This window comes from Brachybacterium sp. NPDC056505, from assembly GCF_042794925.1.
Taxonomy (GTDB): domain Bacteria; phylum Actinomycetota; class Actinomycetes; order Actinomycetales; family Dermabacteraceae; genus Brachybacterium; species Brachybacterium kimchii.
Genome location: NZ_JBHTSV010000001.1, coordinates 1 through 26,910, shown reverse-complemented (window position 1 = coordinate 26,910; position 26,910 = coordinate 1). Strand labels below are relative to the sequence as shown.

The 26,910-nt window shown below is 72.8% G+C and carries 25 protein-coding genes and 1 pseudogene; 9 read left to right on the top strand and 17 right to left on the bottom strand.

From position 1 onward, the window contains the following. Window positions 1-22: 22 nt before the first annotated feature. The 6 genes from ACFQ53_RS00130 to ACFQ53_RS00105 form a co-directional block, all read right to left on the bottom strand. The gene (locus tag ACFQ53_RS00130) at window positions 23-658 is read right to left on the bottom strand and encodes an NADPH-dependent F420 reductase (RefSeq protein WP_377853577.1); all 636 of its coding nucleotides are present in this window, start codon (window positions 656-658) and stop codon (window positions 23-25) included. A 128-nt stretch (window positions 659-786) separates the two neighbouring features. Further along, complete coding sequence (locus ACFQ53_RS00125; protein WP_377853574.1) at window positions 787-1,134, bottom strand: HIT family protein; 348 nt, start codon at window positions 1,132-1,134, stop codon at window positions 787-789. Window positions 1,135-1,216: 82 nt separating this feature from the next. Further along, entirely contained in the window at window positions 1,217-2,437 is a 1,221-nt protein-coding gene (locus ACFQ53_RS00120) for an MFS transporter (protein ID WP_377853571.1), read from the bottom strand. A gap of 139 nt (window positions 2,438-2,576) precedes the next feature. After that, a complete protein-coding gene (locus ACFQ53_RS00115) occupies window positions 2,577-3,605 on the bottom strand; it encodes an exodeoxyribonuclease III (RefSeq protein ID WP_377853568.1) in 1,029 nt (342 codons plus the stop codon). Next, window positions 3,602-4,150 carry an NUDIX hydrolase gene (locus tag ACFQ53_RS00110; RefSeq protein WP_377853565.1) on the bottom strand — a complete coding sequence of 183 codons (549 nt, stop codon included), beginning with the start codon at window positions 4,148-4,150 and terminating at the stop codon, window positions 3,602-3,604. Before ACFQ53_RS00110 ends, ACFQ53_RS00115 begins: the two co-directional genes overlap by 4 nt. Window positions 4,151-4,209: 59 nt before the next feature. Then, complete coding sequence (locus ACFQ53_RS00105) at window positions 4,210-4,692, bottom strand: pyridoxamine 5'-phosphate oxidase family protein (RefSeq protein WP_377853562.1); 483 nt, start codon at window positions 4,690-4,692, stop codon at window positions 4,210-4,212. Between the two features lie 151 nt (window positions 4,693-4,843). Here ACFQ53_RS00105 and ACFQ53_RS00100 point away from each other — a divergent pair, with 151 nt between their 5' ends. Beyond that, window positions 4,844-5,137, top strand: a complete 294-nt coding sequence (locus tag ACFQ53_RS00100) for a DUF1905 domain-containing protein (protein WP_377853559.1) — start codon at window positions 4,844-4,846, stop codon at window positions 5,135-5,137. Between the two features lie 36 nt (window positions 5,138-5,173). On the opposite strand, the gene ACFQ53_RS00095 is transcribed toward ACFQ53_RS00100, so the two are convergent. The 3 genes from ACFQ53_RS00095 to ACFQ53_RS00085 all read right to left on the bottom strand — a co-directional run bounded on the left by ACFQ53_RS00095 (window position 5,174) and on the right by ACFQ53_RS00085 (window position 7,126). After that, window positions 5,174-6,238: an LLM class flavin-dependent oxidoreductase gene (locus tag ACFQ53_RS00095; protein WP_377853556.1), complete on the bottom strand. Its 1,065-nt coding sequence runs from the start codon at window positions 6,236-6,238 to the stop codon at window positions 5,174-5,176. Window positions 6,239-6,390: 152 nt separating this feature from the next. Next, window positions 6,391-6,612, bottom strand: a complete 222-nt coding sequence (locus ACFQ53_RS00090) for a hypothetical protein (RefSeq protein WP_377853554.1) — start codon at window positions 6,610-6,612, stop codon at window positions 6,391-6,393. A gap of 31 nt (window positions 6,613-6,643) precedes the next feature. Beyond that, complete coding sequence (locus ACFQ53_RS00085) at window positions 6,644-7,126, bottom strand: VOC family protein (RefSeq protein WP_377853551.1); 483 nt, start codon at window positions 7,124-7,126, stop codon at window positions 6,644-6,646. A 137-nt stretch (window positions 7,127-7,263) separates the two neighbouring features. Here ACFQ53_RS00085 and ACFQ53_RS00080 point away from each other — a divergent pair, with 137 nt between their 5' ends. Together ACFQ53_RS00080 and ACFQ53_RS00075 are read left to right on the top strand one after the other, a co-directional pair. Further along, window positions 7,264-8,955 carry a hypothetical protein gene (locus ACFQ53_RS00080; protein ID WP_377853548.1) on the top strand — a complete coding sequence of 564 codons (1,692 nt, stop codon included), beginning with the start codon at window positions 7,264-7,266 and terminating at the stop codon, window positions 8,953-8,955. A gap of 197 nt (window positions 8,956-9,152) precedes the next feature. Then, a complete protein-coding gene (locus tag ACFQ53_RS00075) occupies window positions 9,153-10,010 on the top strand; it encodes a glycerophosphodiester phosphodiesterase (protein WP_377853545.1) in 858 nt (285 codons plus the stop codon). A 10-nt stretch (window positions 10,011-10,020) separates the two neighbouring features. Here the strand turns inward: ACFQ53_RS00075 and ACFQ53_RS00070 are convergent, their stop codons facing one another. Next, on the bottom strand, window positions 10,021-12,447 hold the full coding sequence (locus ACFQ53_RS00070) for a beta-N-acetylglucosaminidase domain-containing protein (RefSeq protein WP_377853542.1): 2,427 nt from the start codon (window positions 12,445-12,447) through the stop codon (window positions 10,021-10,023). A gap of 594 nt (window positions 12,448-13,041) precedes the next feature. Between ACFQ53_RS00070 and ACFQ53_RS00065 the strand changes: the two genes are divergently transcribed. Both ACFQ53_RS00065 and ACFQ53_RS00060 read left to right on the top strand, forming a co-directional pair. After that, complete coding sequence (locus ACFQ53_RS00065) at window positions 13,042-13,965, top strand: NADP-dependent oxidoreductase (RefSeq protein WP_377853539.1); 924 nt, start codon at window positions 13,042-13,044, stop codon at window positions 13,963-13,965. Between the two features lie 41 nt (window positions 13,966-14,006). Further along, window positions 14,007-14,546, top strand: coding sequence for an O-acetyl-ADP-ribose deacetylase (locus ACFQ53_RS00060; protein WP_377853536.1), 540 nt, complete (start codon window positions 14,007-14,009; stop codon window positions 14,544-14,546). A gap of 19 nt (window positions 14,547-14,565) precedes the next feature. Here ACFQ53_RS00060 and ACFQ53_RS00055 read toward each other — a convergent pair whose 3' ends face one another. Genes ACFQ53_RS00055 through ACFQ53_RS00035 form a run of 5 tightly spaced genes read right to left on the bottom strand, consistent with a single transcriptional unit; the run spans window position 14,566 to window position 21,091 of the window. Next, complete coding sequence (locus tag ACFQ53_RS00055; protein WP_377853534.1) at window positions 14,566-15,867, bottom strand: acyl-CoA dehydrogenase family protein; 1,302 nt, start codon at window positions 15,865-15,867, stop codon at window positions 14,566-14,568. Then, a complete protein-coding gene (locus ACFQ53_RS00050; protein WP_377853531.1) occupies window positions 15,864-17,540 on the bottom strand; it encodes a dipeptide ABC transporter ATP-binding protein in 1,677 nt (558 codons plus the stop codon). The genes ACFQ53_RS00055 and ACFQ53_RS00050 overlap by 4 nt, the downstream gene beginning before the upstream one ends. Further along, entirely contained in the window at window positions 17,537-18,430 is an 894-nt protein-coding gene (locus ACFQ53_RS00045) for an ABC transporter permease (RefSeq protein WP_377853528.1), read from the bottom strand. The genes ACFQ53_RS00050 and ACFQ53_RS00045 overlap by 4 nt, the downstream gene beginning before the upstream one ends. Further along, complete coding sequence (locus ACFQ53_RS00040) at window positions 18,427-19,434, bottom strand: ABC transporter permease (RefSeq protein ID WP_377853525.1); 1,008 nt, start codon at window positions 19,432-19,434, stop codon at window positions 18,427-18,429. The genes ACFQ53_RS00045 and ACFQ53_RS00040 overlap by 4 nt, the downstream gene beginning before the upstream one ends. 1 nt (window position 19,435) lies before the next feature. Next, window positions 19,436-21,091 (bottom strand): ABC transporter substrate-binding protein, encoded by a 1,656-nt coding sequence (locus ACFQ53_RS00035; protein ID WP_377853522.1) that lies wholly within the window; start codon window positions 21,089-21,091, stop codon window positions 19,436-19,438. 284 nt (window positions 21,092-21,375) lie between these two features. Between ACFQ53_RS00035 and ACFQ53_RS00030 the strand changes: the two genes are divergently transcribed. From ACFQ53_RS00030 to ACFQ53_RS00020, 3 genes are all read left to right on the top strand, one after another. Beyond that, a complete protein-coding gene (locus ACFQ53_RS00030) occupies window positions 21,376-22,734 on the top strand; it encodes an NtaA/DmoA family FMN-dependent monooxygenase (protein WP_377853518.1) in 1,359 nt (452 codons plus the stop codon). Between the two features lie 79 nt (window positions 22,735-22,813). Continuing rightward, the gene (locus ACFQ53_RS00025) at window positions 22,814-23,233 is read left to right on the top strand and encodes a hypothetical protein (protein WP_377853515.1); all 420 of its coding nucleotides are present in this window, start codon (window positions 22,814-22,816) and stop codon (window positions 23,231-23,233) included. Window positions 23,234-23,240: 7 nt separating this feature from the next. Next, entirely contained in the window at window positions 23,241-23,858 is a 618-nt protein-coding gene (locus ACFQ53_RS00020; RefSeq protein WP_377853512.1) for a TetR/AcrR family transcriptional regulator, read from the top strand. Window positions 23,859-23,873: 15 nt separating this feature from the next. On the opposite strand, the gene ACFQ53_RS00015 is transcribed toward ACFQ53_RS00020, so the two are convergent. Together ACFQ53_RS00015 and ACFQ53_RS00010 are read right to left on the bottom strand one after the other, a co-directional pair. After that, window positions 23,874-24,395, bottom strand: coding sequence for an MFS transporter (locus ACFQ53_RS00015; protein ID WP_377853509.1), 522 nt, complete (start codon window positions 24,393-24,395; stop codon window positions 23,874-23,876). 215 nt (window positions 24,396-24,610) lie between these two features. Then, window positions 24,611-25,180, bottom strand: a pseudogene (locus tag ACFQ53_RS00010) (MFS transporter); the annotation flags it as partial. 242 nt (window positions 25,181-25,422) lie between these two features. On the opposite strand from ACFQ53_RS00010, the gene gdhA reads away from it, so the two are divergent. Then, on the top strand, window positions 25,423-26,766 hold the full coding sequence (gene gdhA, locus ACFQ53_RS00005; protein ID WP_377853506.1) for an NADP-specific glutamate dehydrogenase: 1,344 nt from the start codon (window positions 25,423-25,425) through the stop codon (window positions 26,764-26,766). The last annotated feature ends 144 nt before the right edge of the window (window positions 26,767-26,910 follow it).

Sequence of the window (26,910 nt, the reverse complement as noted above, 5' to 3'; positions counted from 1 at the left end):
GCCCGTCGTCGACCGAGCCTTCTCAGCCCTCGCGCTCTGCCTTGGCGAGGTTCGCGCGCAGCTGCTCGGCGTTCTGGCGCACCACGTACGCCGGACGGTCGCGCTCGACCCGCCACGACTCGCTGAGCGGACTGACGTCGACCGCGTCGAACCCGAACTCGTCGTACAGCTTCGTCGCGAACTCGAGCGCCTCGGGATCGTCGCTCGAGACGGCGAGCGCCCGGCGGTCCGGCGTGCCCGCCGGGGCGACGTCGGTCGTGATGTCGGCGGCGGGGATGTGGTTGAACGCCTTGACGACCTTCGAGGTCGGCAGGTGCTCCTGGAGCAGCTGCGAGGTGGTGGTCTCGCCCGCGTCCAGCGCCGGGATCTGCCCGTCGCGACCGGGGTAGTAGTTGTTCGTGTCCAGGACGATCTTCCCGGCGAGGGGCTCGACGGGGATCTGGTCGACCGCCTTCAGGGGGACGGTCACGACGACCACGTCGCCCGCCTCGCCCGCCTCCGTCGCGGCGCGTGCGCCGTCACCGAGCTCGGAGACGAGGTCCGCGAGCGTCTCGGGTCCCCGCGAGTTCGCGATGACCACGTCGTATCCCGCCGTCAGGGCCGCACGTGCGACCTGGCTGCCGATGTTGCCTGCGCCGATGATTCCGATGGTTGTCATGCGTGGTGCAACGCATGACGGGCCGAGGTGTTCCCGCCGCGGGCGGATGTGACGGCGTGTGTCGGCGGAGCCGGACGGGAGGGACGTGGCACGGAACGGGAGCGGTGGGATCGTCGTGCCCTGAACGGTCAGCCGACCGTCCGTCGGCCCCCGGAGTGGATGTGCACGTGCAGATGCTTCGAGTCCTGGTACGCCCCGAGATTCGTGGTGACGGCGGCCGCGCCGTGTTCCTGCTCGACCCCGCGTGCCACCTCCTTCACGGCCGCCAACAGGGCCGCCAGGTCCTCGGCATCGTCCGGAGAAGTGTCGGTGAGCGAGGGGATGTGCGACTTCGGGACCACCACGATGTGCACTTCCCAGAACGGGCGGGTGTGGTGGAAGGCGAGCACGCGCTGGTTCTCGAGCACGACGTCGAGGAGGTCAGGGTGGGGAATGGCGACGTCGCAGTAGAAGTCGCTCCCGGAATACGAAGCCATACGGCCATCATGGCCGACGGTCCGTGCGGGAGGATCTGCGGAGTGCATTCCGATCGTCTTCGCGGGGCGTGCACCGGCTTTGTCACCCGAGTGTTCGCATGCGGGACGCGGTCCAGGCGGCAGCGAGGCCGAGCGAGGCGACGGGTACGACCAGCAGGCCTAGCGGGCTCAGGGCGTCGGAGAGCTGGCCGGCCAGAGCGCTCCCGGCAGCGGCGGAGATCAGGCTGACGGCGACGAGCTGCGAGTAGCCGCGTGCAACCGCGTCCGCCGTGGAGACCACATCGAGCAGCGCGGACTTCGCGAGCGTGGCGGGTGCAGTCGACGCGCCCAGGATCATCATCGCCAGAACCAGGAGTCCAGGAGACGCTGCGCTGAGCAGGACGAGCAGCGCGGAGAACGCACATCCGGCCAGGGCCAGGGGCAGGATCATTCGGCGATGAGTCGGAATGGACCTCGCGCCGATGATCAGTGCGGTGAGCACCTCGCCGCACGCGAGCGCCGCGAAGCCCACGCCGACGAGAACTGGCCTGCCCGCGGAGTCCATCGCCGCGGGGACGGCGACGCCCGTGGCGCCGACGGCGATGCCGCCCAGCGCTTCTGCGCACAGGATCGTCAGCATGCCGGGTGACAACCGTGATCGTCGGGCCGCGCGACGCTCCGGGTCGACTCGTCGCGCCCGTGGGGGCTCCACATCCGCAGCCGAGGTGTCCGGACCGCGCCTCTCGTCGCGCGGGAGAGCGAAGACGAGGACCGCAGCGAGGATCGCGGTCGCCGAGAGAGCGAGGGCCAGCACGGGCCCGTGCAGCAGGAGTGCGAGCGACAGCAGCAGCGGTCCGACGGCGACCGCCGTCTGGAACAGTGCGGCGAGCAGGGCGTAGGAGGCACTGCGTTCTGCGGGCTCGGTGAGCGCGAGCGGCAGCCATCCGCGCGCGGCCGCGGTGATCGCCGGGACGCACGTCCCGCCGGTCAGCCCCAGCACCGCGAGGGCCCAGAGCGGCCCGTCGAGAACGCCCACCGTGGTGAACATAGCCAGGGCTACGGCGCACGAGGTCCCTGTGACGAGGAGCAGCCCGCGTTCGCCTCCGCGCTCCATGAGTGCACCTTGGACGGTCAGGCCGATCGCGTTGCCGAGCCCGAACAGGGCGCTGATCGTGCCCGCTGCGCGCAGCGATCCTGTCCACTCCTGCACGCTGAGGATGATCGTCAGCGACAGCATCCCCAGAGGAAGCGCGCTGAGCAGGACGGCAAGCAACCGGCGTGCGGCCCCTGGCGTGCGCAGGATCGTGGAATACGGGTTCGGCATGGCATGCCTCCGGAGAGGATGCCCACCCACCCGGGAGCCGAACTCCCTTGACGAACGGCGCGCCGGTCGGCTGCCGCGATACGGGGATCGTACGGCTGATCGTTCCACGCTGCACCCGGTGCGGCGTGGTCATGCGCCCTCAGGCCCGGTACTCCACCACCACCGGCGCATGGTCCGACAGGCGCGTCCCCGCAACCTCCCGGTCCACGGCCGCCCAGCGTGCGCTGCGAGCGAGCCGCGGGGTGGCCAGGTGATAGTCGATGCGCCAGCCCGCGTCCTTCGCGAATGACTGTCCGAGCCAGGACCACCACGAGTACGGGCCGTCCTCCTCGGGATGCAGCGAGCGCACGACGTCGACGAGCGTCCGCGGACCGAGCTGCTGCCCGAACCACTCCCGCTCCTCGGGCAGGAATCCGTCGTTCTGCTGGTTGCGGCGCCACGCCGCGAGGTCCTGGCGGGTGTGGGCGATGTTCATGTCGCCCATCAGCAGGAACTCGCGGCCGGCCGCCGCGGCGGCGCGACGGGTCCGCGCGAGGTAGGTCGAGAAGGCGGCCATGAACGCCATCTTGCGCGCGTACCGAGCACCGCCGTCGGGCGCCTCGCGCATCCGCTCGGGCCGCTGAAGCTCCGCCGGCAGACCGCCCTTGGGGAGGTAGAGGCTCGCGATCGTCACCGGAGCCTCGGCGAGGTCGACCTCGACGTATCGCCCCTGGTCGGCGAAGGGTCGCAGACCCCGCGGGAGCACGACGCGGTCTGCTGCGGGGACCTCGGTGAGAAGGGGCGTCTCGCCCTGTGCGCTCGGCCCCTCATCCGATGCCGAGGGCCCCTCACCGGATGCCGGGAGCTCTGCACCGGATGCGGACGGTCCCGCCAGGAGCGCGGCGCCGCTCCACGTGCGCACGGCCGGGGGCGGCTGCCGCGTCAGCACCGCGACCCCGTTGCGCCCGGGGACGCTCCCGGTGTCGAGGGCCGCGTGATACTCGCCGAAGGCACCGGCGGGCAGCTTGTCGGCCTGGGCCCGCACCTCCTGCAGGGCGATCACGTCGCATCCGCGCTCGTGCAGCCAGTCCCCGAAGCCGCGGCGCAGGGTCGCGCGGATGCCGTTGATGTTCACGGTCGCGATGCGCAGCGGCGTGCCCGCACCACTGACAGCGACCGGGCCGGTCATCGCAGCACCTGCCGCGCGACCTCGATCCTCCGCGCGCATCGCGGCGCCAGCCCGCTCGGCAGGGAGTCGACGGCGAACCAGCGCACGTCGCGGCTCTCCTCGCTCACCACGATCCGGGCCGACGGGTCCGCGATCGCGGTGAAGCCGATGTCCCAGTGGGCGCGGCACGTGAAGGCGCCGGCCAGCTCGTGGCGGTCCAGATCGGTGATCGAGGCCGTGGCGAGGGCGAGGCCCTCGAGCCCGGACTCCTCGCGCGCCTCGCGCAGGGCGGCGTCGGCGAGGCTCGCGTCCTCCTGCTCGAGGTGCCCGCCGACCTGCACCCAGAACCCGCCCTTGCGGTGGAAGCACAGCAGCACCTGCGCGCCGTCGGGCGAGAACACGAAGGTCGAGGCCGTCACGTGCTCGGGCGCGAGCCCCTTCCACAGCGCCGCCTCGCCCTGGCCGCGGACGAAGGCGAGATAGGCGTCGCGGGCACCGAGGGCGGGAGCGGCCTCGAGGGCCCGCAGGACGTCGGCGAGCATCGGATCATCGGAGTCGGGGTGCACCCGACGATTGTCCCCGCTCGGCCCGCTCCCACGGACAACTGCTCCGTGCGCCTGCGCGCTCAGAGCTCCGTCTTGCCGGAGACGCCGGGGCCCTCGTCCCCGCTGAGCTTCGCGACCAGCATCTTCGCGGCGGCGACCGGGCGCGGTCCGGGGATCCCCCAGTACTGCGCGGACTCGCCGCGGACCTTCACGAGCCCCAGGTCGGGATCGTCGGCGCCCTGCGGGAAGTAGGCCTCCAGCTGGTCGTCCCACAGCTCCTCGACCTTGGCCCGGTCATCGACGAACTCGGCGGCGCCTGCCACGGACAGCCAGCTGCCCGTCTCCGCGAACGCGAGGTTGACCTGCGGGTTCCCCTGCAGGGCGGTGCCCTGCTCGCCGCTGCGGCCGACGAAGAACCACACGCTCGCGTCGTCCTCGACGCGCATGGGCGTCATGGGATGGGAGACGATCTTGCCGTCGAGCACCGTGGAGAGCATGACGAAGCGCTGCTCCCGCATGATCTCGACGGTCTTGTCCTGGGTGAGCTCCTCGGGATGCGACATGTCTTCTCCTTCGATCGCTCGGTGCGCTCGGTGAGCGCGTGGTGCGCTCGGCGAGCGCGGGCGGACAGTGCGTCCACCGGGCTCGCGACACTACGCGCCGGATCCGACGGAGGACAGGACGGCCGATGGGGAGAGGGCGCATGCTTGCCCCGTGGACCTCTCCTTCGACACCACGACGATCTCCTGGCGCGGCCCCGCGCCGTTCGTCTTCGCGCGCGTGCCCGAGGACGAGTCCGACGCGATCGCCGAGGTCGCCTCGCTGGTCACCTACGGGTGGGGCGCGATCCCGGTGACCGCGCGCATCGAGGGCATCGAGTTCACGACCTCGCTGTTCCCGCGCGAGGGGGTCTACCTCGTGCCCGTGAAGGTCGCCGTGCAGCGGGCGACGGGCGTGGGCGTCGGGGACGACGTGCATGTGGATCTGCACTTGGAGGTGCGGGATTGAGCCGCCCCGGCTCAGTCCCGCGACGCTCACAGCACCTCAGATCCTGTCCCCCTCAACCGGCCCTTCCGTGTTCGGCTTCCAGCCGAGCGCCGGCGCGACGTGCTGCGCGAAGGACTCGAGGATGTGCAGGTTCAGGTCGACGCCGGCCTGCGAGGGGATCGTGAGCATGAGGGTGTCGGCGCTCTGCACGGCCGCATCGGCCTTCAGCTGCTCGATCAGCTGATCGGGCTCGCCGGTGAAGGTGCGGCCGAAGGTCGAGCGCATGCCGTCGATGATGCCGATCTGGTCGGCGCCCTCGCCCGGGCGCATGCCGAACAGCCTGCGGTCCTGCTCGTCGACGATCGGGAACACGCTGCGCGAGACGGAGACGCGCGGGCGCCCGGCATGGTCGGCCTCCCGGTAGGCGGCGCGGAACCGGTCGATCTGCTCGGCCTGGAGGTCGCCGAAGGACTCGCCGGTGGCCTCGGTGAGCAGGGTCGAACTCATGAGGTTCAGTCCCGTGCGGCCCACGTTCTCGGCGCTCTCGCGGCTTCCCGCGCCCCACCAGATGTGGTCGGCGAGGTCGGGGGAGTGCGGTTCGATGCGCAGTCCCGTTCCGGGCGCGGCGCTCGACATGTACCCGTTCTCGGCGGCGCGGGCCATGGGCTCGCCGCGCACGGCGCGCAGGAACAGGTCGAACTTCTCCCGGGCGAGGTCGGCGCCGCGTGGGTCGGTCGAGCCGTGGTAGCCGAACGCCTCCCAGCCGCGGTCGGCCGGCTCGGGGCTCCCGCGGGAGACGCCGAGCGCGAGGCGGCCGTCGGCCAGGAGGTCGAGCGCGGCGGCCTCCTCGGCCAGGTAGAGGGGGTTCTCGTAGCGCATGTCGATGACGCCGGTGCCCACCTCGATCCGCTCGGTGCGCGCCGCGGCGGCGGCGAGCAGCGGCATCGGCGAGGCCGACTGCCGGGCGAAGTGGTGGACGCGGAAGTAGGCGCCGTTCACGCCCAGCTCGTCCGCGCCCGCGGAGATGTCGACGGCGTCGTGCAGCATCTGCCGCGCGTCGACGCCGGGAGCGCCCACGGCGCTGCCGTAGTGGCCGAAGCTCAGGAATCCGAAGGCTCGCATAGTGGGACCAACCCTATCGGGTCATTGAATATTCCACGACAGTGGCGGGCGCTCCGTCGCGAGGCCCGGGACCCGCGCTCTGACGACGTCCTCCGACGACGCCCTCCGACGGAGCCTGCCGCCGGGACGACCGCTGCCGGGATGGACCGCTGCTATCGACCCGCGTTGCGCGGATGCCGCTTCGCCGCCCGCTCGTTGCCGCGCCGGTAGTTCCCGGTCAGGCGCGCCATGAGCTCCTGCGCATCCCCGGCTCCGGCGTCCTCGAGGAAGTCGGCGGCGCGCCGGCCGCGCAGGGTGGCGGCCGGCCTGCCGTGGTGGAGGATCACCACGTCCTCGCCGCGCTCGACGTACTCGAACCCCTCGGGTCTGCCCATGGCGGCACGGTACGTCCGCCCCGCGGTCAGGTCACGCGGATTCCGCGCCCGATTCCGTGCCCGCGCTGTCGGCCCCGGACGCTCCGGGGCCGTGCTCACCGGGCACGACGAACGCCCAGAGCACGCCGAAGCGATCCGTGACCTGCCCGTAGTGGTCGCCCCATGGGGCGAGGGCGAAGGGCATCGCGACGCGTCCGCCGCCGCTGACCAGGGCGTCGATGAGCGTGTGCGCCTCCGCCGTGGTCTCCAGTCCGATGAGGAAGGAGTACACGTCCGAGGCGACCTCGGGCTGGTCGGGGCCCACGGCGTCGCCGCCCGTGAGCGTGATGCGACCCCCGTGCAGCTCCGCGTGCGCGACCGCGTCCTGCGGAGGCTGGAAGGGGAAGCCCTCGGTCGGGAAGGCGCCGTAGTGGGAGATCTGCAGCTCGCCGCCGAACACGTCGGCGTAGAAGCGGAAGGCCTCGTCGGCCGTGCCGGGGAAGCTGATGTACGGGGCGAACGCGGGAGAGGCCATGACGGGTGTCTTTCGGGATGGAGCGCGGAGCCGGTGCCGGACAGTATCACCCGGATGTGACCCCCGTTACTCTGGGCGGGGAGAGGGCAGGGCCCGCTGCATGGGTGCGCGGGCCGGGCGGCGCGGGAGGAGGGGACATGCACGCTCGACGATGCGCAGCGGCAGCGGCGACCGCCCTGCTGCTGGTCCTCACCGGATGCTCCGTCCCCGAGCCCTCCGACTGGACCTTCGGCCATGCGGCGCTGCTGCGCCCGGCCGATGACCTGCGCACCATCGGGGACGCGTGGCGCGAGAGCCTCACCGAGGGGACGGTGCGCGCGAACATCCCCGCCGACGCCGCCTGCTACTTCCATCTCGAGGGCGGCGCGGTCCAGGACGACGTCGTCTGCGGGCCGACCCGTCGCGCCGGCCACAGCGCGACGATCTGGCAGCAGGCGCCGATCACGTCCTTCTACCAGCGCAGCGGCAAGGTCGCGCTGACTCTCGGCGGCGACGGCAGCTTCCGCGACGTCGACCCGCGCAGCGTCGGCGAGCTGCGCGCGGCCGACGGCTCGGAGCCCGATCTCACGGTCTCGATCGGCCCGCCGCGCGGCACCGAGCTCGCCGCGGGCGAGTCCGTCGAGGTCCCCGCGCGCCCCCAGACGGCCGACGACCGCTCGACCTACGGCGGCTGCGTGCTCACCGACAGCGCACTGTGCACGGTCGACACCGCGGGCGACAGCGGCCGCCGCGTCCTCGGCCTCGCCGGCCGCGAGGTCCTCGTCGTCTTCCAGGATGTCCGCGACGCCGGGTACGCCGCGGAGCCCTACGACCCCGCGTCCGGCACGCGGCTCATGGCGGTCACCATCATCAACACCCGGTCCAAGGGCGTGGCAGGCGGGGGCGGGTCGGGCGAGGGGGAGTCCGACGATGCAACCCTCGCCACGCTCATGCCCGTGGGCACCGAGGGCGCGCTGGGCGGCGCGGAGGACGGCACGCTCACGGCCTCCCTCGCCGTCGGCGACGAGAAGGCCCAGGGCCTCGGCGACCTCCCCGAGACCACGGTGACCGCGGACGAGGTGTTCGACCGGCTCAGCAGCGGCGCCCCGCCGACGACCGACGAGGACAGTCCCGCGGGCACGACCGTCCGCCTCGTGGCCGTCCCCGAGGACGAGCCCGTCGTCGTCACGGTCTCCGACGGGGACCACGACGCCGCCTTCCGCAGCGACGAGGCGCCGTCCTCGACGACGGTCCCCGCGGACCAGCAGGACTTCTTCCCGATCATCGACCCGTACGGCGACACCCTGCCCGCCGGGATGGTCCTCGGGGTCGACGGCACGCTCGACCTCGGCGGACGCACGAGGCACGACACCATGCCCGTCGAGTTCCGAGCCGCTGTCTCCTCCCTCGCCAACAGCGACGACCAGGTGCTGGACACCGCCGACGGGCGCCCGCGGGTCATCGCCTTCCGTCCCGAGGGCGCACACCGCGCGAAGTACGTGACCCGCGTCGAGATCCGGGACGCGGAGCTCACGGCCGGTGAGAGGACCGTCCCGCTGAGGGTCGCGGCGGACGAAGAGGACAGCACGGAGGCGCGCGCGACGGCCACGGCCGACCTCGCCGGGATCCACGCCCCGGAACCCGCGGCCTCCGGCTCTGCGGACGACGCGGACACCGCGCTCTGGGACGTCCGGCTGCAGGCCCGCGTGGTGCTGCATCTCGATCTCGCCGACGACCAGGACCGCACGCTGCCGTCCGACCAGCCGAAGCACCTGAAGTGGTCGCAGGACGTCGACGAGACTCCCGGCATCTTCGGCGCCCCCGGCTACGCGACCGTCGACGGTTGGTGACCGGGCCGTCGGCCGACGGTCCTCCGCCGTCCGCGGTCCTGCGCCGTCAGGGGGCCGGCGTCGTCCGCGGCGTGCCGCCCGGCCCCGGCGAACATGCGCTGACGGCCGGACTCCGTGCGGGGAACATCGGGCGAACACTTCGGCATCACGGCTCGCGCGCCGTCGTCGCACGAGGCGATCGCGCACAGGATGAAGACATGGATTCCGTCATGGAGCGCATGTCCCTCGCCCGTTCCGCCTCCGCACGAACCGCCTCCTCCTCGTCCGCCTCCCTGTCGACCCCGGTCGCCTCGCCCCGACCGGCCGTCATCGGCCACCGCGGAGCCCCCGTCGGCGCCCCCGAGAACACCCTCGCCTCCTTCGGCCGCGCCGTCCGCGACGGGGCCGACGCCCTCGAATGCGACGTCCACCTGAGCGCCGACGGCCACCTCGTCGTCATGCACGACTCCAGCATCGACCGCACCGCCTCCCCGCACGGGCCCCTGCGCGGCGGCGACATCGCCGACCTCACCCGCGCCCAGCTGGACACCGTCGAGCTCGGCGGCGGCGAGCGCATCCCCTCGCTCGACGACTTCCTCGACGCGTGCGGGGGCGGCGCGGGCCGACCCGTCGGCGCGGTCGTCGAGGTCAAGGCCCCGGCCGCCGCCCGCGCGACCGCCCTCGCCCTGCGCGAGCGCTTCGGGGCGCAGCCGATGCCCCTGCCCGACGGCACCCCGCCCGCGGTGATCATCTCCTTCCACCCCGAGGCGCTGCGCACCGTGCGCGAGACCGCACCGGAGATCCCGATCGGCCTGCTCGCCGCCGGGGTCGACGACGAGGTGATGCAGGTGCTCGCCGAGCTGCGCGCCGAGCGCGTGAGCGTGTGGATCCAGACCCTCGAGGACGGCGACGCCGACCGCGCCTGGGCCGCGAGCGGCGCGAGCCTGCACGTGTGGACCGTGAACACGCCCGAGCACCTCGACGCCGCGCTCGCCGCGGGCGTCGCCTCGATCACGACCGACGACCCCGGCTGGGTCGTCCGCGAGCGCGACCGCCGGGCCCAGCCGGTCGGCTGACCGGCCGCGCTCAGTCGCCGCTCGGCACCTCGTCGGAGACGGCGAACTCGCGCACCTGCACCCACTTCCCGCCCGGGTTCTTCCCGGTCACGGTCACGCGCACCCATCCGGCGCGGACGGGCTGGGCGAGCTCCTTCGTGAACACGGGGTCGCCCGCGAGCGCGCCGATCTTCGTCCAGGTCTCCTGGTCGGCGGAGGCCTCGACGACCCCCGCATAGACCTGGTCGCCCGGGGTCTCGTCGGACTTCGCCATCTTCAGCTGCACGAAGCGCAGGTCGGACGGGTTCGTGAGCTCGAGGGTGATCGTGTCGCCCTTCTTCGGGGCGCGCGAGGACCAGAACATCGTGGACTCGTCGCCGTCGACCATGAGCGCCGGAGCGTGGTCCTGGTACTGGTCCAGGGTCGTGCTCGCCGTGGCGGGCAGGCCGACGAAGGGCAGCGACGGGTCGTCGGGCAGCACGTCGCGCAGCTGCGCCCACGCCCAGGCGATGAACACCTCGAACACGCCGTCGCCGACGCTCGGGGTGATCTGGTCCTCCTCGTACACGCCGTCGTCGCCCTGGTCGGGGACGGTCGCCGCGGTCGCCGCGCGGAAGCTGGCCTTCGCGCTCGCCGCCGCCTTCGACGCCTTCTTCAGCGCGCCGTCCTCGAGGGCGGTGAGCATGCGGTCCTGCTCCGTGAGGCCCTGTGCCCACTGGGACGCGGCGGTCATCCACGGCTTCGTGTCGTCGACGAAGCCCTGCGAGGCCATCGCCTCGAGGGTGCGCGGCAGCTTCGTGATGCGGTTCAGCCGCGTGCGCAGATCCGCGCGCCCGTCCTGGGTGCCGGCCTCGTAGGCCTTCCGGTAGGCCTCGACGTCGGCCGCGAGCGCGGGGGCCTTCGGCGACCCGTCCCGGTAGGGCCAGTTGACGTTGAGGTCGATGAAGACGTCGAGCGCCCGGCGCACCTGACGGTCGTCGCCGGCGAGCTCGTCGAGAGCGTCGGAGAAGGAGTCCTCGGCCTCGTACGCGGGCGGGTTCCAGCAGTAGTCGGCGTAGTTCGCGAGCGCCGGCAGCGAGGCGTACGGCTCGATCATCGGGTTCGACGTGAAGCCGTCGAAGTGCTCGTGCAGGGTGTCCGCGCGGCCCTCGAGCGGGTTCAGGAAGATGCGGTCGCGACGCCCGTCGTTGACGGGGAAGTTGTCCCACACGTACAGGTGCTCGGAGTGGTAGGACTCCTCCGCCTTGCTCGCCGAATCCACGGTGACCTGCGGGGAGAACACTCCCTCGCCCGTCCACTGCACGCGGATGTCCGGGTCGATCCCGGTGCCGAACGCCGTCTTGTAGTCCGAGGGGCCGGAGCCCCAGTACTCCGTGGGGACGGTCTGCAGCGGCTCGAGGTCGTTGGCCTTCACGTACTCGTCCTGCAGACGGTTCAGGTAGTGCGCCTGCGCGGCGGCGAGCGAGTCGAACTGCGCGGCGTCCTCCTCGCCCAATTCGGTGGGGATGTCGTCCAGAGCGATGTAGAAGCTGGTCACGCCCAGATCCCGCACCTGGTCGAACTTCTTCACGGTGGCCGCGAAGTCCGCGTCGCTGCCGTAGGTGATGTCGTTGCCGGGGGAGAGGGCATACGTGAAGTGCACGTGGTTCTTCGTGGCGGTCTCGACGAGCTCCGCCATGTCCTCGAGCGCCTCGCCCTCGTACAGGTCGCGCCACTTCGAGCGCAGCAGCAGGTCGTCCTTGGGCGTGTAGATGTAGGTATTGAGCTTGCGGCGACCGTAGAACGGGAAGTGGTCCAGGCGCGCCTGGTGCGACCACGGGATCCCGTAGAAGCCCTCGATGGATCCGCGGATCTGCATCAGCGGCCAGTCCCGCACCTCGACCTGGCGCAGACGACTCGTGCCCGCGAGCAGCAGGCGCAGGGTCTGCACGGCGTAGAAGGAGCCGGCGGCATCGCGGCCGGCGAGCACCACGAGCGCGCCCTTCGAGCGGCCCGCTGCGAGCACGTACCCCTCGGCCTCGAGATCGTCCGCCCCCTTCGCGCCGAGGGCCTTCAGGCTCGGAGCGAGGGTCGGGTTGTCCTCGGAGGTGCCCAGGTGGATGCGGGTTCCCTGCGCCGTGGTCTTCTCACTGGTGGCGGTGATGAGGGAGATGGACGCACCGGCGTCCTCGAGCACCTCGCGCAGGGCCGCGAGCGCGGCGTCGTCGGTGTCCTTGCCGACGATCACGCTGACCTTCCCGGCGAGCGACACGTTCCCGTCGAACACGGTGACCTTCTGGGGGACGGGGTGCACGGGAGGCAGCTCCTTCGCGGGGGAGGCCGGCGCGGGGGTGCCGCCGCCTGCTGCGGTCCCCGCGGCGAGGGCCGGTGCGGCGGCCGACGCGGCGACGACCCCGCCGCCGGCCGCCGCCGCGAGACCGAGCACCCGGCGGCGGGTGAGGTCGGAACGGGACGCCATGGCGCGCGGAGTGCTGGCCGGGTCCGTCGAGTCGGTGGGACGGGGCGAGCCGGTGGGGCGCTCATCAGGGGTCAAAGGATTCACAGCAGGGCCTTCCGGAGTGGGGGCAGGAATGGCGATCGGGGTGGAGTCCGGTCGGGGGTGTCGGACGGACGGGGTGGGCGAGGACGAGAGGGGCGGTCTGGCCAGGATCTGTGCCGGAATGCGGCCGATCGGGCACGGAACCTGATCGAAGCGGCCCTCCCGTGGATCCGGGCGAGGGAGCGAGGGGCTGGTCGGCCCGCTCGGATCCTCGAAGCACACGGTCGCGCCCGGGGCCACGGTGATCCACGGCACATCCGCCCTGGCACCCTAACAAGATCCCGAGCCGAGCTCGACGACGTCCCGCGGTGCTCGTGCAGGAAGACCGCTCCGCCGATGTCGCTGGGTGAGGTCTCAGCCCGATATACGCCTTGAGACCTCACCCAGCGACATCGACGAGCCGCCCCGCGCCCGAGCCGCGCATCCCGGGGCTCTCTGCCCCTCGGCCCGCCAGCCGCGCCGCCTGCCCGCCCCTCGGAATACGCACCCCCGCCGCGCGCGTTCGCAATGGACATGAAGGCCATCACTTACAGCGCGTACGGAGACCCTGACGTCCTCGAGGTCAGCGAGGTCGAGACCCCCAAGGTCGGCCCCGGCGAGGTGCGCCTCGCCGTCCGCGCCGCCGGTGTGAACCCGGTGGACTGGAAGATCGTGGCCGGCGGCCTCGACCCGCTCATGAACATCGAGTTCCCCGCGATCCCCGGCTGGGATGTCGCGGGCGTCGTCGAGGCCGTGGGGCTGGACGTCACCGAGGTCGTCGAGGGCGACGAGGTCATGGCCTACGGCCGCAAGGACTGGGTCGAGCAGGGCTCCTTCGCCGAGCAGATGACGGTGCCCGTGCGCACCCTCGCCCGCAAGCCCGCGGCGCTCGACTGGGAGCAGGCGGCCGCCCTGCCCCTCGCCGGCCTCACCGCCTACCAGTCCCTCACGCGCATGGGCGTCGCCGAGGGCACGACCGTGCTGGTCCACGGCGCGAACGGCGGCGTCGGCAGCTTCGCCGTCCAGATCGCCGTGGCCCTCGGCGCGCGCGTCATCGGCACCGCCTCCGAGTCGAACCACGACCGCCTGCGCTCCCTGGGCGCCGAGCCCGTGACCTACGGCGAGGGCCTCGCCGACCGTGTGCGCGAGCTCGCGCCCGACGGCGTGGACGTCGTGGTCGACTACGTGGGCGGGGTCCTGGAGGCGACCCTCGACGTGCTCGCGGACGGCGGTCGGCACGCCTCGATCGCCGACGGCTCGGTCGCGGAGTCCGGAGGCACCTACATGTGGGTGCGGCCCGACGCCGAGGACCTCGCCGTCCTCGCCGACATGGTCGACACCGGCAAGCTGCGCGTCGACGTCGCCCGCGCGTTCCCGCTCGAGCAGGCGGCCGACGCCTTCCGCGCCAACATGGACGGCCACACCAGCGGCAAGATCGTGGTCCGCGTCAGTGAGTGAGCGGGCCCCGCTGAGCCCGAGGTGAGAAGGGAAGTGCGCAGATGAGCGAGCCGACGGTCCCGATCACCCTGCACCGCGGCGACATCACGACGGACGGCGAGGTCGACGCGATCGTCAACGCCGCCAACTCGACGCTGCTGGGCGGCGGCGGGGTCGACGGCGCGATCCATCGCGCGGCCGGGCCCGGGCTGCTCGCCGAGTGCCGCACGCTCGACGGCTGCGAGACCGGCGACGCGAAGATCACCGGCGGGCACGACCTGCCCGCCGCCCACGTGATCCACACCGTCGGCCCCGTCTGGTCGGCGCGGGCCGACGAGGCCGGCCGGCAGGAGAAGGACGCCCAGCTCGCCTCGTGCTATCGGCGCAGCCTCGAGGTCGCACGCGAGAACGGCCTGGCCAGCGTGGCCTTCCCGTCGATCTCGACCGGCGTCTACCGCTTCCCGGTCGAGCGCGCGGCAGCAGTCGCGATCCGCACCGTGCGGGAGACCGCGGCCGCGCTCGGCGGGTTCGAGGAGATCCGCTTCTGGCTCTTCGACGATGCGACCCTCGCGGCGTACCGGGAGGCGCTCGAGGCGGCCTGAGGGAACCCTACGGCTCCCCTCAGCTCTTCTTCTTCTCGCCCGTCGACCAGAAGTAGAGCAGTTCGGAGTCGTTGAGCAGCCGGTCGCCGATCGCGCGCTCCTGGTAGATCGCGGGGTTGTGCGAGGACAGGGTGCGGGCGTTGCGCCAGTGCCGGTCCAGCGCCCGGCCGCGCGAGGTCGCCGACGCCCCGCCCACCTCGAACAGCTGCGTGGTCACCGCGAGCACGTTCTCCACGGCGGTGAGCTGCGCCTGCACGGTGCGCAGCTCGGCCGCGTCGATGAGGGCGAGCGAGCGCTCCGAGCCCGCCACCCCGTCGCGATGATCGCGGATCACCGCGTCCTGCGCGCGGCCGAGGACGCGCGCAGCGGCGAGCACGGAGTCCTCCGCGGCGGCGAGCTTCGCCGAGAGCCGGCCGACGACCGCCTGGACCAGCGGGTCCTCCGCCGCCGTGGCCCCGCTGCCCTGCGAGTAGACGCGGGTGCGCGAGCGCACGAACTCGACGCCGTCGCGCAGCGCCGCCCGCCCCACGCCCACCAGCGAGGACAGCAGCACCAGCTGCAGGAATGCGGTCTGCGGAGTCGGCAGGCCGTCCGCGCTCCCGCCCCGGATCCGCACCCGCGAGGCGGGCACCCGCACGTCGCGCAGCACCGTGGTGCCGCTGCCGGTGAGCTGCTGGCCGAAGCCGTCCCAGTCGTCCCGTACCTCGACGCCGGCATCGTCGCGCCGCACGGTCACGCGGGCGCGGCGGCCGTCGGGCGTCTGCGCGGTGACGTTGATCCAGTCCGCGAAGATCGAGCCGGTGGAGTACGCCTTCTCGCCGCTGATCAGGAAGTCCTCGCCGTCGGGGACGACGGTCGTGGCGAGGTCCCCGACCCGGGCGGTGCTGCGCTCGTGGCTCGCGTTGCCGAAGACGGCGCCGTCGGCGAGCAGGCGCTGCCAGGTGCTCGGGTCCTCCTCCTCGTCGCCCAGCAGGAGGCCGTTGGCGAAGGCGAAGTGGGCGCGCAGCAGCTGCGGGAGGTTCGAATCGGCCTCACCGAGGTCGATGAGCAGGCCGAACAGGGTCTCCACGTCGGCCCCGGACCCGCCCTGCTCGCGCGGGACGGTGATCGCCGTGAAGCCCGCGTCCGCGAGCGCGCGGACCTCGGCGAAGGGCAGGCGGCGCTCGCGCTCGCGATCGACCGCGCCCTCCGCGATCTCGGCCAGCACGGGCGTGAAGCGCGCACGCAGGTCCTCGAGCGACGCGGGGGCGCCGGTCCCGGCGGTCGGGGTCGCCGCGGTCGTCGAGTCGGTCGGGACGGCGGGTGCGGTGGTGGTGCTCATGCGGTCTCCTGGAGGGTCGGGTGGGGGAGCGCGGCGACGAGCTCCCGGGTGTAGTCGTGGCGGGGGCGGAAGAAGACCTCGTCGGCAGTGCCCTGCTCCACCACGCGGCCCGCCTGCATGACCAGCACGCGATCGGACACGTGGTGGACGACGCCCAGGTCGTGGGAGATGAACAGGTGCGCGGTGCCGAGGGCCTTCTGGAGGTCGCCGAGCAGGTCGAGGACCTGCGCCTGGATGGACACGTCGAGCGCGGAGACCGGCTCGTCGAGCACCAGGATCTCCGGCGAGGTGGCCAGGGCGCGCGCGATCGCGACGCGCTGGCGCTGCCCGCCGGAGAGGGTCAGCGGATGACGGCGGGCGTGCTCCGCGGTGAGCCCCACGGCCTCGAGCAGCTCGGACACCCGTCGGGATCGGGCCTCGCTGCGGGAGGAGCCGCCGGCCTCCGCGGGGATCGCGTCGGCGACGGTGCGGCCGACGTCCCAGCGCGGGTCGAAGGAGCCCAGCGGATCCTGCGGCACCACGGAGATGCGGCGCCGACGGTCGCGGCGGCGGCGCTCGCGCAGCCCCGACCAGGCCTCCCCGTCGAGCAGGACGCGCCCGGCGCTCGGCTCGGTGAGAGCCAGGGCGATGCGCGCCGTCGTCGACTTCCCGGATCCGGACTCGCCGACGATCCCGAGGGTCTCGCCCGGTGCGAGGGCGAAGGACACGTCGTCCACGACGGTGCGCTCGCGCCCGTCGGGCCCGCGGAAGCGCTTCGAGACGTGCTCGACCTGCAGCACCGGGGTCTCGGCAGCGGGTGCGCGGTCGGCCGCGGACTCTGCTCCCGCGCGACGCGCGCCGAGCAGCTCCCGGTCCCGCGCCGAGAGCTCGAGCGGCGGCGCATCGGAGAGGCGCGACCCGCGGGAGCGGGCGGAGGGGACCGCCGCGAGCAGGCGGCGCGTGTACGGATCGGCGGGGCGGGAGAGGACCTGGGACGTGGGCCCCTGCTCGACGATGCGACCGTCCTTCATCACCAGCACCTCGTCGGCCAGGCGCTCGACGACGGCGAGGTCGTGGCTGATGAGGATGATCGCGCGTCCTGCGGCCAGGTTCGCCTCGAGCAGCGAGAGGATCTGCGCCTGCACGGTGACGTCGAGGGCGGTGGTGGGCTCGTCGGCGATCAGGACCTCGGGGTCCAGGGCGAGCGCCGCGGCGATCAGCGCGCGCTGGCGCAGACCGCCGGAGAGCTCGCTGGGCAGCTGACGCGCGCGCAGCTCGGGCTCGGGGACGCCGGCGGCCGCGAGCAGCTCGTGCACCCGGCCCTCTCGCGCGCGCCGCGGCACGCCGTGGACGCGCAGGGGCTCGGCGATCTCCGCGCCCACGCGGCGCAGCGGATCGAGGGAGACCAGGGCGTCCTGCAGCACGTAGCCGATGCGGCGGCCGCGCAGGGCGCGCAGCTGGGCGTCGGTCGCCCGCAGCAGGTCGGTGCCGGCCGCCTCGAGATGATCGGCGCGCACCTCCGCGCGCTCGCCGTTCAGCCCCAGCAGGCTGCGGGCGGTCACCGACTTCCCGGAGCCGGACTCGCCCACGATCCCCAGGCAGCTGCCCGGGCGGAGCGCGAGCGAGACGTCGTGCACGACCTCGTCCCCGTCGAAGGCGACCGAGAGGTTCTCTGCGGTGATCAGGGCGTTCATCGGGAGGCTCCGGAATCGGCGGCGCGCTGCAGGTGACGGCCCAGCACGGTGAGGGACAGGGTGAAGACGACGATCGTGATGCCGGGGAAGAAGTCCATCCACCAGGCCTGCTGGATGTAGGTGCGGCCGGCGTTGAGCATGGCGCCCCACTCGGCGGTGGGCGGCTGCACGCCCATGCCCAGGAAGCCCAGCGCCGCGGCCCACACGATCGCCTGCCCCACCCCGAGGGTCACCAGCACGGTGAGCGGGCGGAAGGCGTTCGGGAGGATCGTGCGCGCGAGTATCCGCGCGGGGGAGTGGCCGAGGGCGCGGGCGGACTCCACGTACAGCGAGCCCTTCACGGCGAGCACCTGGCCGCGCACCATGCGGGCATAGCCGGGCATGGTCGCGACGCCCACGGCGACCATCTGCGTGAGCGCGCTGCTGCCGTAGACGGCGATGAGGATGAGCGCCAGCAGGATCCCGGGGAAGGCGTAGAGCACCTCGATCACGCGGGTCACCGAGGCGTCGGCCAGGCGTCCGCCGAGGCCGCCGAGCAGCCCCAGTGCGATCGCCCCGACGAGGCCGATCGCGGTCGCGCCGAGGCCGATCGCGAGCGACTGCCCGGCGCCGTGCACCACGCGCGAGAACACGTCGCGGCCCGACTGGTCGGTGCCGAAGACGTGCGCGGCGCTGGGGGCGTCGAAGCTCTCGCCGAGGCTGATCTCGAGCGGGTCCTGCGGGGCGAGCAGCCCCGGCGCGATCGCCGCGAGCAGCACCAGGGCGACCACCACGGCCGCGAGCCAGAAGCTCACGCTGCGCAGGGCGGTCGCGGGGCGTGTCCGTCGGGCGCGGGGTCGGGAGCCGGCCGCCGGGGCGGCGGTCTCCGGTGCGGTGGCGAGCGCGGTCATGAGGCGCCTCCGATCGAGGTGCGCAGCCGCGGGTCAACGGCCACGGCGGCGAGGTCGGTGAGGATGTTCGCGATCACGTAGACCAGCGCGACCACGAAGGTCACCCCGATCACGAGCGGGAGGTCCTGCGAGGTCACGGCCGTCACCAGCACCTGGCCGATGCCCTGGCGGGAGAAGATCACCTCGACCACGACCGCGCCGGAGATCAGCGAGCCCAGCCCCCACCCCGAGAGCGCGATCCCCGGCAGGGCGGCATGGCGCAGGACGTGGCGCCACCGCACGTCACGGGGGCGCGTGCCGCGCGAGAGGGCGGAGAGCACGAAGGGCTGGCGGGAGGCGGCGTCGAACTCGTCCCGCGTGACCTGGGCGAGGAACCCGCCGAGCGGCACGCCCAGGGTGAGCGCGGGCAGCACGAGTCCCGCCGGGCCGTCGTCGACCACGGGCAGCCAGTGCAGGGTCACCGCGAACACGACGAGCAGCACCACGCCGAGCCAGAAGTGGGGGAGGGCGGCGAGTACCACCTCGAGGCCCGAGCCGATGCGCGCGGCGAGGCCGGGACGGGCGGCAGTGAGCAGGGTGCTGCCGATCGCGATCGCCCAGGCGATCGCGAGGGATGCGCCGGTCAGCTGCAGGGTGGGGACGATCTGCTCGGCGATGATCCGGGCCACCGGTTCCTTCATCGTGTACGAGCTGCCGAGGTCCCCGCGCACGAGACCGCCCAGGAAGTCCGCGTACTGCACGAGCAGGGGCTGGTCGAAGCCGTACTGCGCGCGCACCGCGGCGACGGTCTCCGGCGGCGGGTTCGCCGAGGCGCCGCCCAGGATCGCGAGCGCCGGATCGCCCGGCACCAGGTGCTGCAGGAAGAACACGATGGTCGCGACGGCCCACAGCAGGACGAGGGCGGAGAGGATCCGCAGGGCGATCCGCCCGCCGAGGGAGGCGCGCAGGCGGGCGAGGAGCGCGGGGCGAGGGCCGGAGGGGGCGATTGCTGTCTCTGCGGTCATCTCAGGCTCCGTCCCGGATCAGGTAGGCGTCGTGCAGCACGGGCTCGCCCTCGCTGGGCTCGATCCAGATGTCCCGGACCTGGTCGGACCTCGTCGCCAGGCGCGTCTGGACGGGATAGAGCGGCAGGTGCCAGGCCTGGGACGTGAGGATCCCCTGGGCCTTGGAGTACAGCTGCTGCTGCTTCTCGGGGTCGGTGGTGCCGGCGGCCTGTACGAGGGTCCGATCGAGCTCGTCGTCGTAGTCGCGCGCCACGTTCTGCCCGTTGTCGATGTCGAGGGTCTCCTTGGAGAACTTGATGTACATGACGCCGGGCGTGGGGCTGTTCCAGTAGCCGCCCTTGACGTCGTAGGTGGTGGGGTCCTGCTTGATTGCGGTCATCGAGGCCGCGTCCTTCGGCTGCAGCTCCACCTTGATCCCGGCCCGCTTCTCCATGGCCTGGAAGTTCTGGAAGGTCGTGAGGTCCGCCGGGGGCGTCTCGCCCGGATCCGAGTTATAGGGCAGGCGCAGCGTGAGGGTCTTCCCGTTCTTCGTGCGGTAGCCGTCCGCGTCGCGGCCCGTCCAGCCCGCCTCGTCGAGCAGCGCCGCCGCCTTGTCCGGGTCGTAGGGGAAGGGCTCGTGGTAGCTCTCGTCGTAGTCGGGGGTGCCGCTGGACAGGGCGTTGCCCTCGTAGGGGAAGACGCCCCCGTAGGCGCTCTCGACGATCCCGGGGGCGTCGGCCGCATGCACGATCGCCCGGCGCACGCGCACGTCGGACAGCTGCGGGCTGTCGGTGTTGAGGTCGAGGGCGAAGGGGACGCCGGAGTGCACGAAGTCGTCGGTGTCGATGCGGGAGTCGGCGCTCGCCGCGGGCACGGATTCGGGCGGAAGGTTGAAGATGGCCTGCGCCTTCCCGGACTGCAGGGCGCCGAAGCGGGCGGTGTTGTCCTTGAGGAACCGCCAGGTGACCTTCTCGAGGTAGGCGGGGCCCTGGTGCTTCGCGTCGGCCGGGGCGGAGTCGTAGTCGTCGTTGCGCACCAGCACGACCTCCTGGTTCCGCTTCCACTCGGTGACCTTGAAGGGGCCGGTGCCGACGGGCGCCGCGCAGTTCGCCTCGAGGCCGCGGGCCATCGCCTTCGGTGACTCGATGCCGAAGAACGCCTGCGAGAGCACCGTGAGCAGCGGCGAGTAGGGGCGCTTGAGGGTCACGCGCACGGTGTGCTCGGAGACCGCGGTGGCTTTCTCGAAGTACGGCGAGAGGTACAGCAGGTCGGTCGAGGACTGCGTGTCCGGGTCCATGATCTGCTCGAAGTTCGCGACCACCGCATCCGCGTCCAGCGGCTCCCCGTCGGTGAACTCCACGCCCTTCTTCAGGTGGAAGTCGTAGGTCAGACCGTCCTTGGACACGTGCCAGGACTGGGCGAGCCAGGGCACGACCGTGCCGTCGGCCTTCATCGAGACCAGCGAGTCGAGGTACTGGCGGGCGATGTAGGTCTGCGGCATGTCGCCGCTGTTGTGGGGGTCCAGGCAGGTGGGCTCGCGGTCGGTGGCGTACACGAGGTCGCCGCCCTCCTTCGTGCCCGCGGGCAGGGAGGCGGAGGGGTCGGCGGTCCCGCAGCCGGCGAGCACCGCGAGGACGGCGGCCGCGGCGACGGCGGCGAGGGCGGGGCGGGGTCGCATGGGCGGCTCCTGGTGTGCGGGGCGGGATGTGCTGGGACGAGGCGGAGGCGGGGCACGGGATCGGCGTCGGATCCGGTCGGACCCGCCCGACCCTAAGCAGGAGTGATGAGCCGCCAAAGGTTTGTGACGGCCTGCGACGCCGGACGTCTCCTGCGTGCCCGGCGCGGGCGGACGACGGCATACGCCGTCATGCGCCGTCACACGGGATGCGCCCGCGCGACCCGGCGGCGGAGAGTGCAGGACGTCGAGCCCCACCCGCACCCGCTGATCACCCAGGACGGTCCATGTCGCCCAAACCGCTCATCCTCAACCTGTTCGAGATGAACTGCGTCGGCCACATCACGCACGGGCTGTGGCGCCTGCCCGGGAACAACCGCCACCGCTACACCGAGCTGGACTACTGGACGGAGCTCGCGCGGATCGCCGAGGACGGCGGGTTCACCGCGATCTTCCTGGCCGACGTCCAGGGCGCCTACGACGTCTACGGCGGCTCGGCCGAGACCGCGCTGCGCGAGGGGCTGCAGATCCCCAGCAACGATCCGATGCTCGTGGTCCCGGCGATGGCCGCGGTCACCGAGCGCCTGGGCTTCGGCATCACGTTCTCCACGAGCTACGAGCCGCCCTTCGCCTTCGCGCGCCGCATGTCGACGCTCGACCACCTCACCGGCGGCCGCGTGGGCTGGAACATCGTCACCTCTTACCTTCCCAATGCCGCCCGCAACTTCGGCCTCTCCGAGGAGATCGAGCACGATCACCGCTACGAGATCGCCGACGAGTACCTCGAGGTGCTCTACAAGCTGTGGGAGGGCTCCTGGGACGACGGCGCCGTGGTGCGCGACGCCGAGGGCGCGGTCTACACCGACCCCGCGAAGGTGCACCGGATCGACCACGAGGGCGCGAACTTCCGCGTCGCCGGCCCGCACCTGGCCGAGCCGTCACCGCAGCGCACGCCTGCGCTGATCCTCGCGACCGCCTCTCCCGCGGGCGCGAAGCGGGCCGGCGAGCACGCCGAGATCGTCTTCACCCACGGCCCGCTGCTCGAGCGCACCGTGCCCGCCGTGCGCGAGGCCGCCGTGGCGGCCGGGCGAGACGCCTCCGACCCGAAGTTCGTGGTCCAGGCGGCCGTGATCACCGCCCCCACCCAGGAGGAGGTCGACGAGAAGCTCGCCCGCTACAAGGCGCATCGCTCGACCGAGGGCATGCTCGTCCACCAGTCCGTGCCGATCCGCGCGCTCGACCACCCGCGCGAGCGCACCATCGCCGAGGCACTCGAGATCGAGGGCCTCCCCGCCGACACCCCCGTCGGCCGCAAGGGGGCGCATGAGACCGTCGGCGACCTGCTCGACGCGGTCGACGAGGCCTGGCAGGACCGCTTCTTCGTGGCCGGGACGCCCGAGGTCGTGGCCGACGCGATCGAGCACTGGCTCGACGTCGAGGGCATCGACGGCATCAACCTGCGCCAGTACCACTCCTTCGACACGGTGCGGGACTTCGCCGAGCTGGTCTCGCCGATCCTGCGCGAGCGCGGGCGCCTGCCGCAGCGGGACGGAACCCTGCGCGGGCGGCTCTCGGGCACCGACCGGCTGCCGGACTCGCATCCCGCGGCCCGGTTCCGCGGGGCCTTCGAGGGCGTCGGGGTCTGAGGCCTCGGGAGAGGGGCCCAGGCGCCGGGCGGCGCGGCCGGCGAACGGCGGCGCGGTCGGCGGGCCTAGACTCGACCGGGTGACGCAGACCTCCGACACCCTCGCCTCCCTCGTCGCCGCGCTCGGCGCGAGCGATGCGGACGGCGAGGCGCCGCCGGCAGTCGCCTGGAGGCGCTTCGCCCAGAAGTTCCTGCGGGACGACGAGACGGTGCTGCTCGCGCTCGAGGGCGAGGGATGGACGTGGTGGGACTCGATCCTGGTCATCACGGACCAGCGCGTGATGCGCATGCGCCAGCTGCCCTTCCAGCCCTGGCGCCTCAAGCAGCAGGCGGCCCCGGCGGAGGTGCTGGACGCGGAGTTCCGCCCGTGGCTCCTCAGCGGCATCGTCCGCATCCGCGTGCGGGGGAAGCGACCTCTCCGCGTGATGTCCGCGAGCGAGCGGATGTCCCGGGCGTTCGTCGATCGTCTCCACGCGCTCGTGCACGGCGGGCGGGGCTGAGGGTGCGATGAGCCCCTCCTCGATCGAGCAGGACGACGACCCGGCGTCGCGTCCGCGCGCTGCCCGCCTCCCCCGTCCGCGCCGGCACGACCCGGATCGCCGCGACCGCATCATCGACGCGTGCCTCGACGTGATCGCCGAGCACGGGCTGGCGGGCACCTCGCACCGCCGCGTCGCCGCCGCGGCCGACGTCCCCCTCGGCTCGATGACCTACCACTTCAACGGCATGGACGACCTGCTCCGCGAGGCCTTCACACGCTTCGCCGACTCCGTCGCCCAGCAGGCCGAGCGGCGCATGGCCGCGGCCGAGGACCTCGACGACGCGCTCGCCGAGTTCAGCCGGAACATCGACGAGGACGTCCTGGCCACGCAGCGGGATCTGGTCCTCACCCTCGAGCTCTACACGCTCGCCGCACGCAGGCCCGAGTTCCGCGACATCACCACCACCTGGATGACGCGCACCCGCGCGACCCTCGACCCCTTCGTCGACCCGCGCACCGGGCAGATCCTCGACGCCATGAACGAGGGGCTCACGATCCACCGGGCCCTGCACGCGGATCCCTCGAGCGAGGGCCTCGCGGCCGACGCCCTCGCGCGGATCGCGCGTGGGGCCGACGAGGGCTGAGCTCCGCCCCCTCGATCACGTCCGCCGGCCGCGCAGCGCGCCCGCCGCGACGATGACGGCGAGACCCGCGACCGGCACCACCAGCAGGCCGACACGCAGGGATGCGGCATCGGCGATCAGCCCGACCACCGGGGGCGAGGCGAGGAAGCCGAGCCGCATGAGCCAGGAGACCACGGTCAACCCGGTGCCGTGGCGCAGGCCGGGCAGCTCATCGGCGTGCCCCATGGCGGCGGGGACCAGCGTCGCGCAGCCCAGGCCCGCCGCGGCGAAGCCGAGGATGACGGCGGGGACCGTCGCGACCGCGAGGGCCGTGGCCATGCCGACGGCGATGAGGAGCCCGCCCGCCCGGGCGACTGCCCGCTGGCCGAAACGGTCGACCATGCGGTCCCCGATGAGGCGGCCGACGAACTGCGCCCCGACCAGCGCGATGTACCCGTAGGCGGCGACGGCCGCGCTCGCGCCCAGGTCGCGCCCGAGGAACAGTGCGGCCCACGAGTTGCCGGAGTCCTCGACGACGGTGCCGCCGATCGCGAGCACCACCAGCGCCGCGAGCAGCAGGAGAATGCGCGTGGGGACGCGGGGGCCGGCGGCCGGGCGCGGAGCGGGCTCCCGGGGCTCGGCGTCGTCGGCCGACGGGTCGCGAGGGGGCGTCTCCTCCTCGGTCGGCGCGTCCGCCGCGGTCTCCGCCTCCGGGGCGGGGCCGCGTCCGGTGCGTCCTGCGCTCCCTCGTCCTTCCCGGGCAGGCAGTAGCGCAGCGCGACCAGCGAGATGACGGCGAAGAGCACGGCCGAGACCGTCAGGTGGATCCCGAGCGGCAGGCGGAGGGCGATCGCCCCGGCGGCCATCGAGCCGCCCAGCACTGCTCCGATCGACCACACCGCGTGGAACGAGTTGAGGATCGAGCGGCTGTAGGCGCGCTGCACGCGCAGCCCGTGGGCGTTCTGGGCGACGTCCGTGATCGCGTCGCACGCGCCCGCGAGGCCCAGCGCGAGCGCGAACATCGCGGCCGACGGCGCGGCCGAGACCATCAGCAGCGCGAGCGCCGTCAGCACTGTGCCGATGGTCGCCGCCCGGGCCGATCCGAGGCGCCGGATCGCGGGCGCCGCCGCGAGCCCGGCGAGGATCGCGCCGGTGGGGAATGCGGCGATGGCCAGCCCGTACGTGGAGTTCGCGAGTCCCAGGCCCTGCTTGATCTCGGGGTAGCGGGGGAGCACGTTGGCGAGCAGGGCGCCGTTGGTGAGGAACAGCGCCGCCACCGCCCAGCGGGCGCGGCGGAGTCGGGCCGGGGGCGCCGCGGCCCGGGCCGGTCGAAGAGCGGTCATGTGTACGACTGTACGCTCCGCGGGAGCGCGCGGGCGAGGGGACGGCGGGAACGCGCGCGAGCGGGACATGCGGCGCGGTCGTCGGCCGACCGCGCAGCCGCCGTCGGCCCCTCGTCCCGTCCCGCAGGACGATCGTCCCGTGACGTGAGACGCCATGGCTCGTAGTGTGTCCCCAGCGCCCCACCTGTTGAAGGCCCGGGCACACCTGTGTGCCCTCACCTGCCCCGAGCGAAAGGACCGCGATGCTCGATTCGACCCTGCAGGAGACCTACGACGCTGTACTGCGTCGCAATCCGGGAGAGCCGGAGTTCCACCAGGCCGTGCGCGAGGTGTTCTCGTCGCTGGAGGTCATCCAGGACCGCCACCCCGAGTACACGGACCAGGGCATCATCACCCGCCTGTGCGAGCCGGAGCGCCAGATCATCTTCCGTGTCCCGTGGGTCGATGACCAGGGCACCGTCCAGGTCAACCGCGGCTTCCGCGTCGAGTACAACTCGGCGCTGGGCCCGTACAAGGGCGGCCTGCGCTTCCACCCCTCGGTGAACGTGGGCATCGTGAAGTTCCTCGGCTTCGAGCAGATCTTCAAGAACTCCCTGACCGGTCTGCCCATCGGCGGCGGCAAGGGCGGGTCCGACTTCGACCCGCACGGCCGCTCCGACGGCGAGGTCATGCGCTTCTGCCAGTCCTTCATGACGGAGCTGCACCGCCACATCGGCGAGTACACCGACGTCCCCGCCGGCGACATCGGCGTGGGCGCCCGCGAGATCGGCTACCTGTTCGGCCAGTACAAGCGCCTGACCAACAAGTACGAGGCCGGCACCCTCACCGGCAAGGGCCTGGACTGGGGCGGCTCGCTCGTGCGCAAGGAGGCCACCGGCTACGGCGCGGCCATCTTCGCCGACGAGATGCTCAAGGCTCGCGGCGAGTCCTTCGACGGCCGCAAGGTCGCGATCTCCGGCTCCGGCAACGTCGCGATCTACGCGGCGGAGAAGACCGCCCAGCTGGGCGGCATCGCCGTGACCGCTTCGGACTCCTCCGGCTACGTCGTGGACGAGGACGGCCTGGACCTCGAGCTGCTCAAGCAGATCAAGGAGGTCGAGCGCGGCCGCATCGCCGAGTACGCCGATCGCCGCGGCGGCCGCTCCCGCTTCGTCGAGGGCGGCAGCGTGTGGGACGTCCCCGTGGACATCGCCCTGCCCAGCGCCACCCAGAACGAGCTCGACGTCGACGCCGCCCGCACCCTCGTGAAGAACGGGGTCAAGGCGGTCTCCGAGGGCGCGAACATGCCCTGCACGCCCGACGCCGTCGAGGTGTTCCGCGAGGCGGGCATCGCCTACGGTCCGGGCAAGGCCGCGAACGCCGGCGGCGTCGCGACCAGCGCCCTGGAGATGCAGCAGAACGCCTCGCGCGACGCCTGGTCCTTCGACTACACCGAGGGCCGGCTCACCGACATCATGGTCGGCATCCACCGCACCTGCCTCGAGACGGCCGAGGAGTACGGCCGCCCCGGCGACTACGTGGTGGGCGCGAACGTCGCCGGCTTCCGCAAGGTCGCCGACGCGATGATCGCCTTCGGCGTCATCTGATCCGCGGCGCGGCCGGCGCAGGGCGACCTGCGCGGGCCGCCCCAGCGGTTCCAGTGGTGCCGGCCGCCGCGGGCGTCTCGGCCGTCGCGGCCGCCGCGGCCACTCCAGCCGTCGAGAGGTACGAAACGGTTGCCAAGATCGATC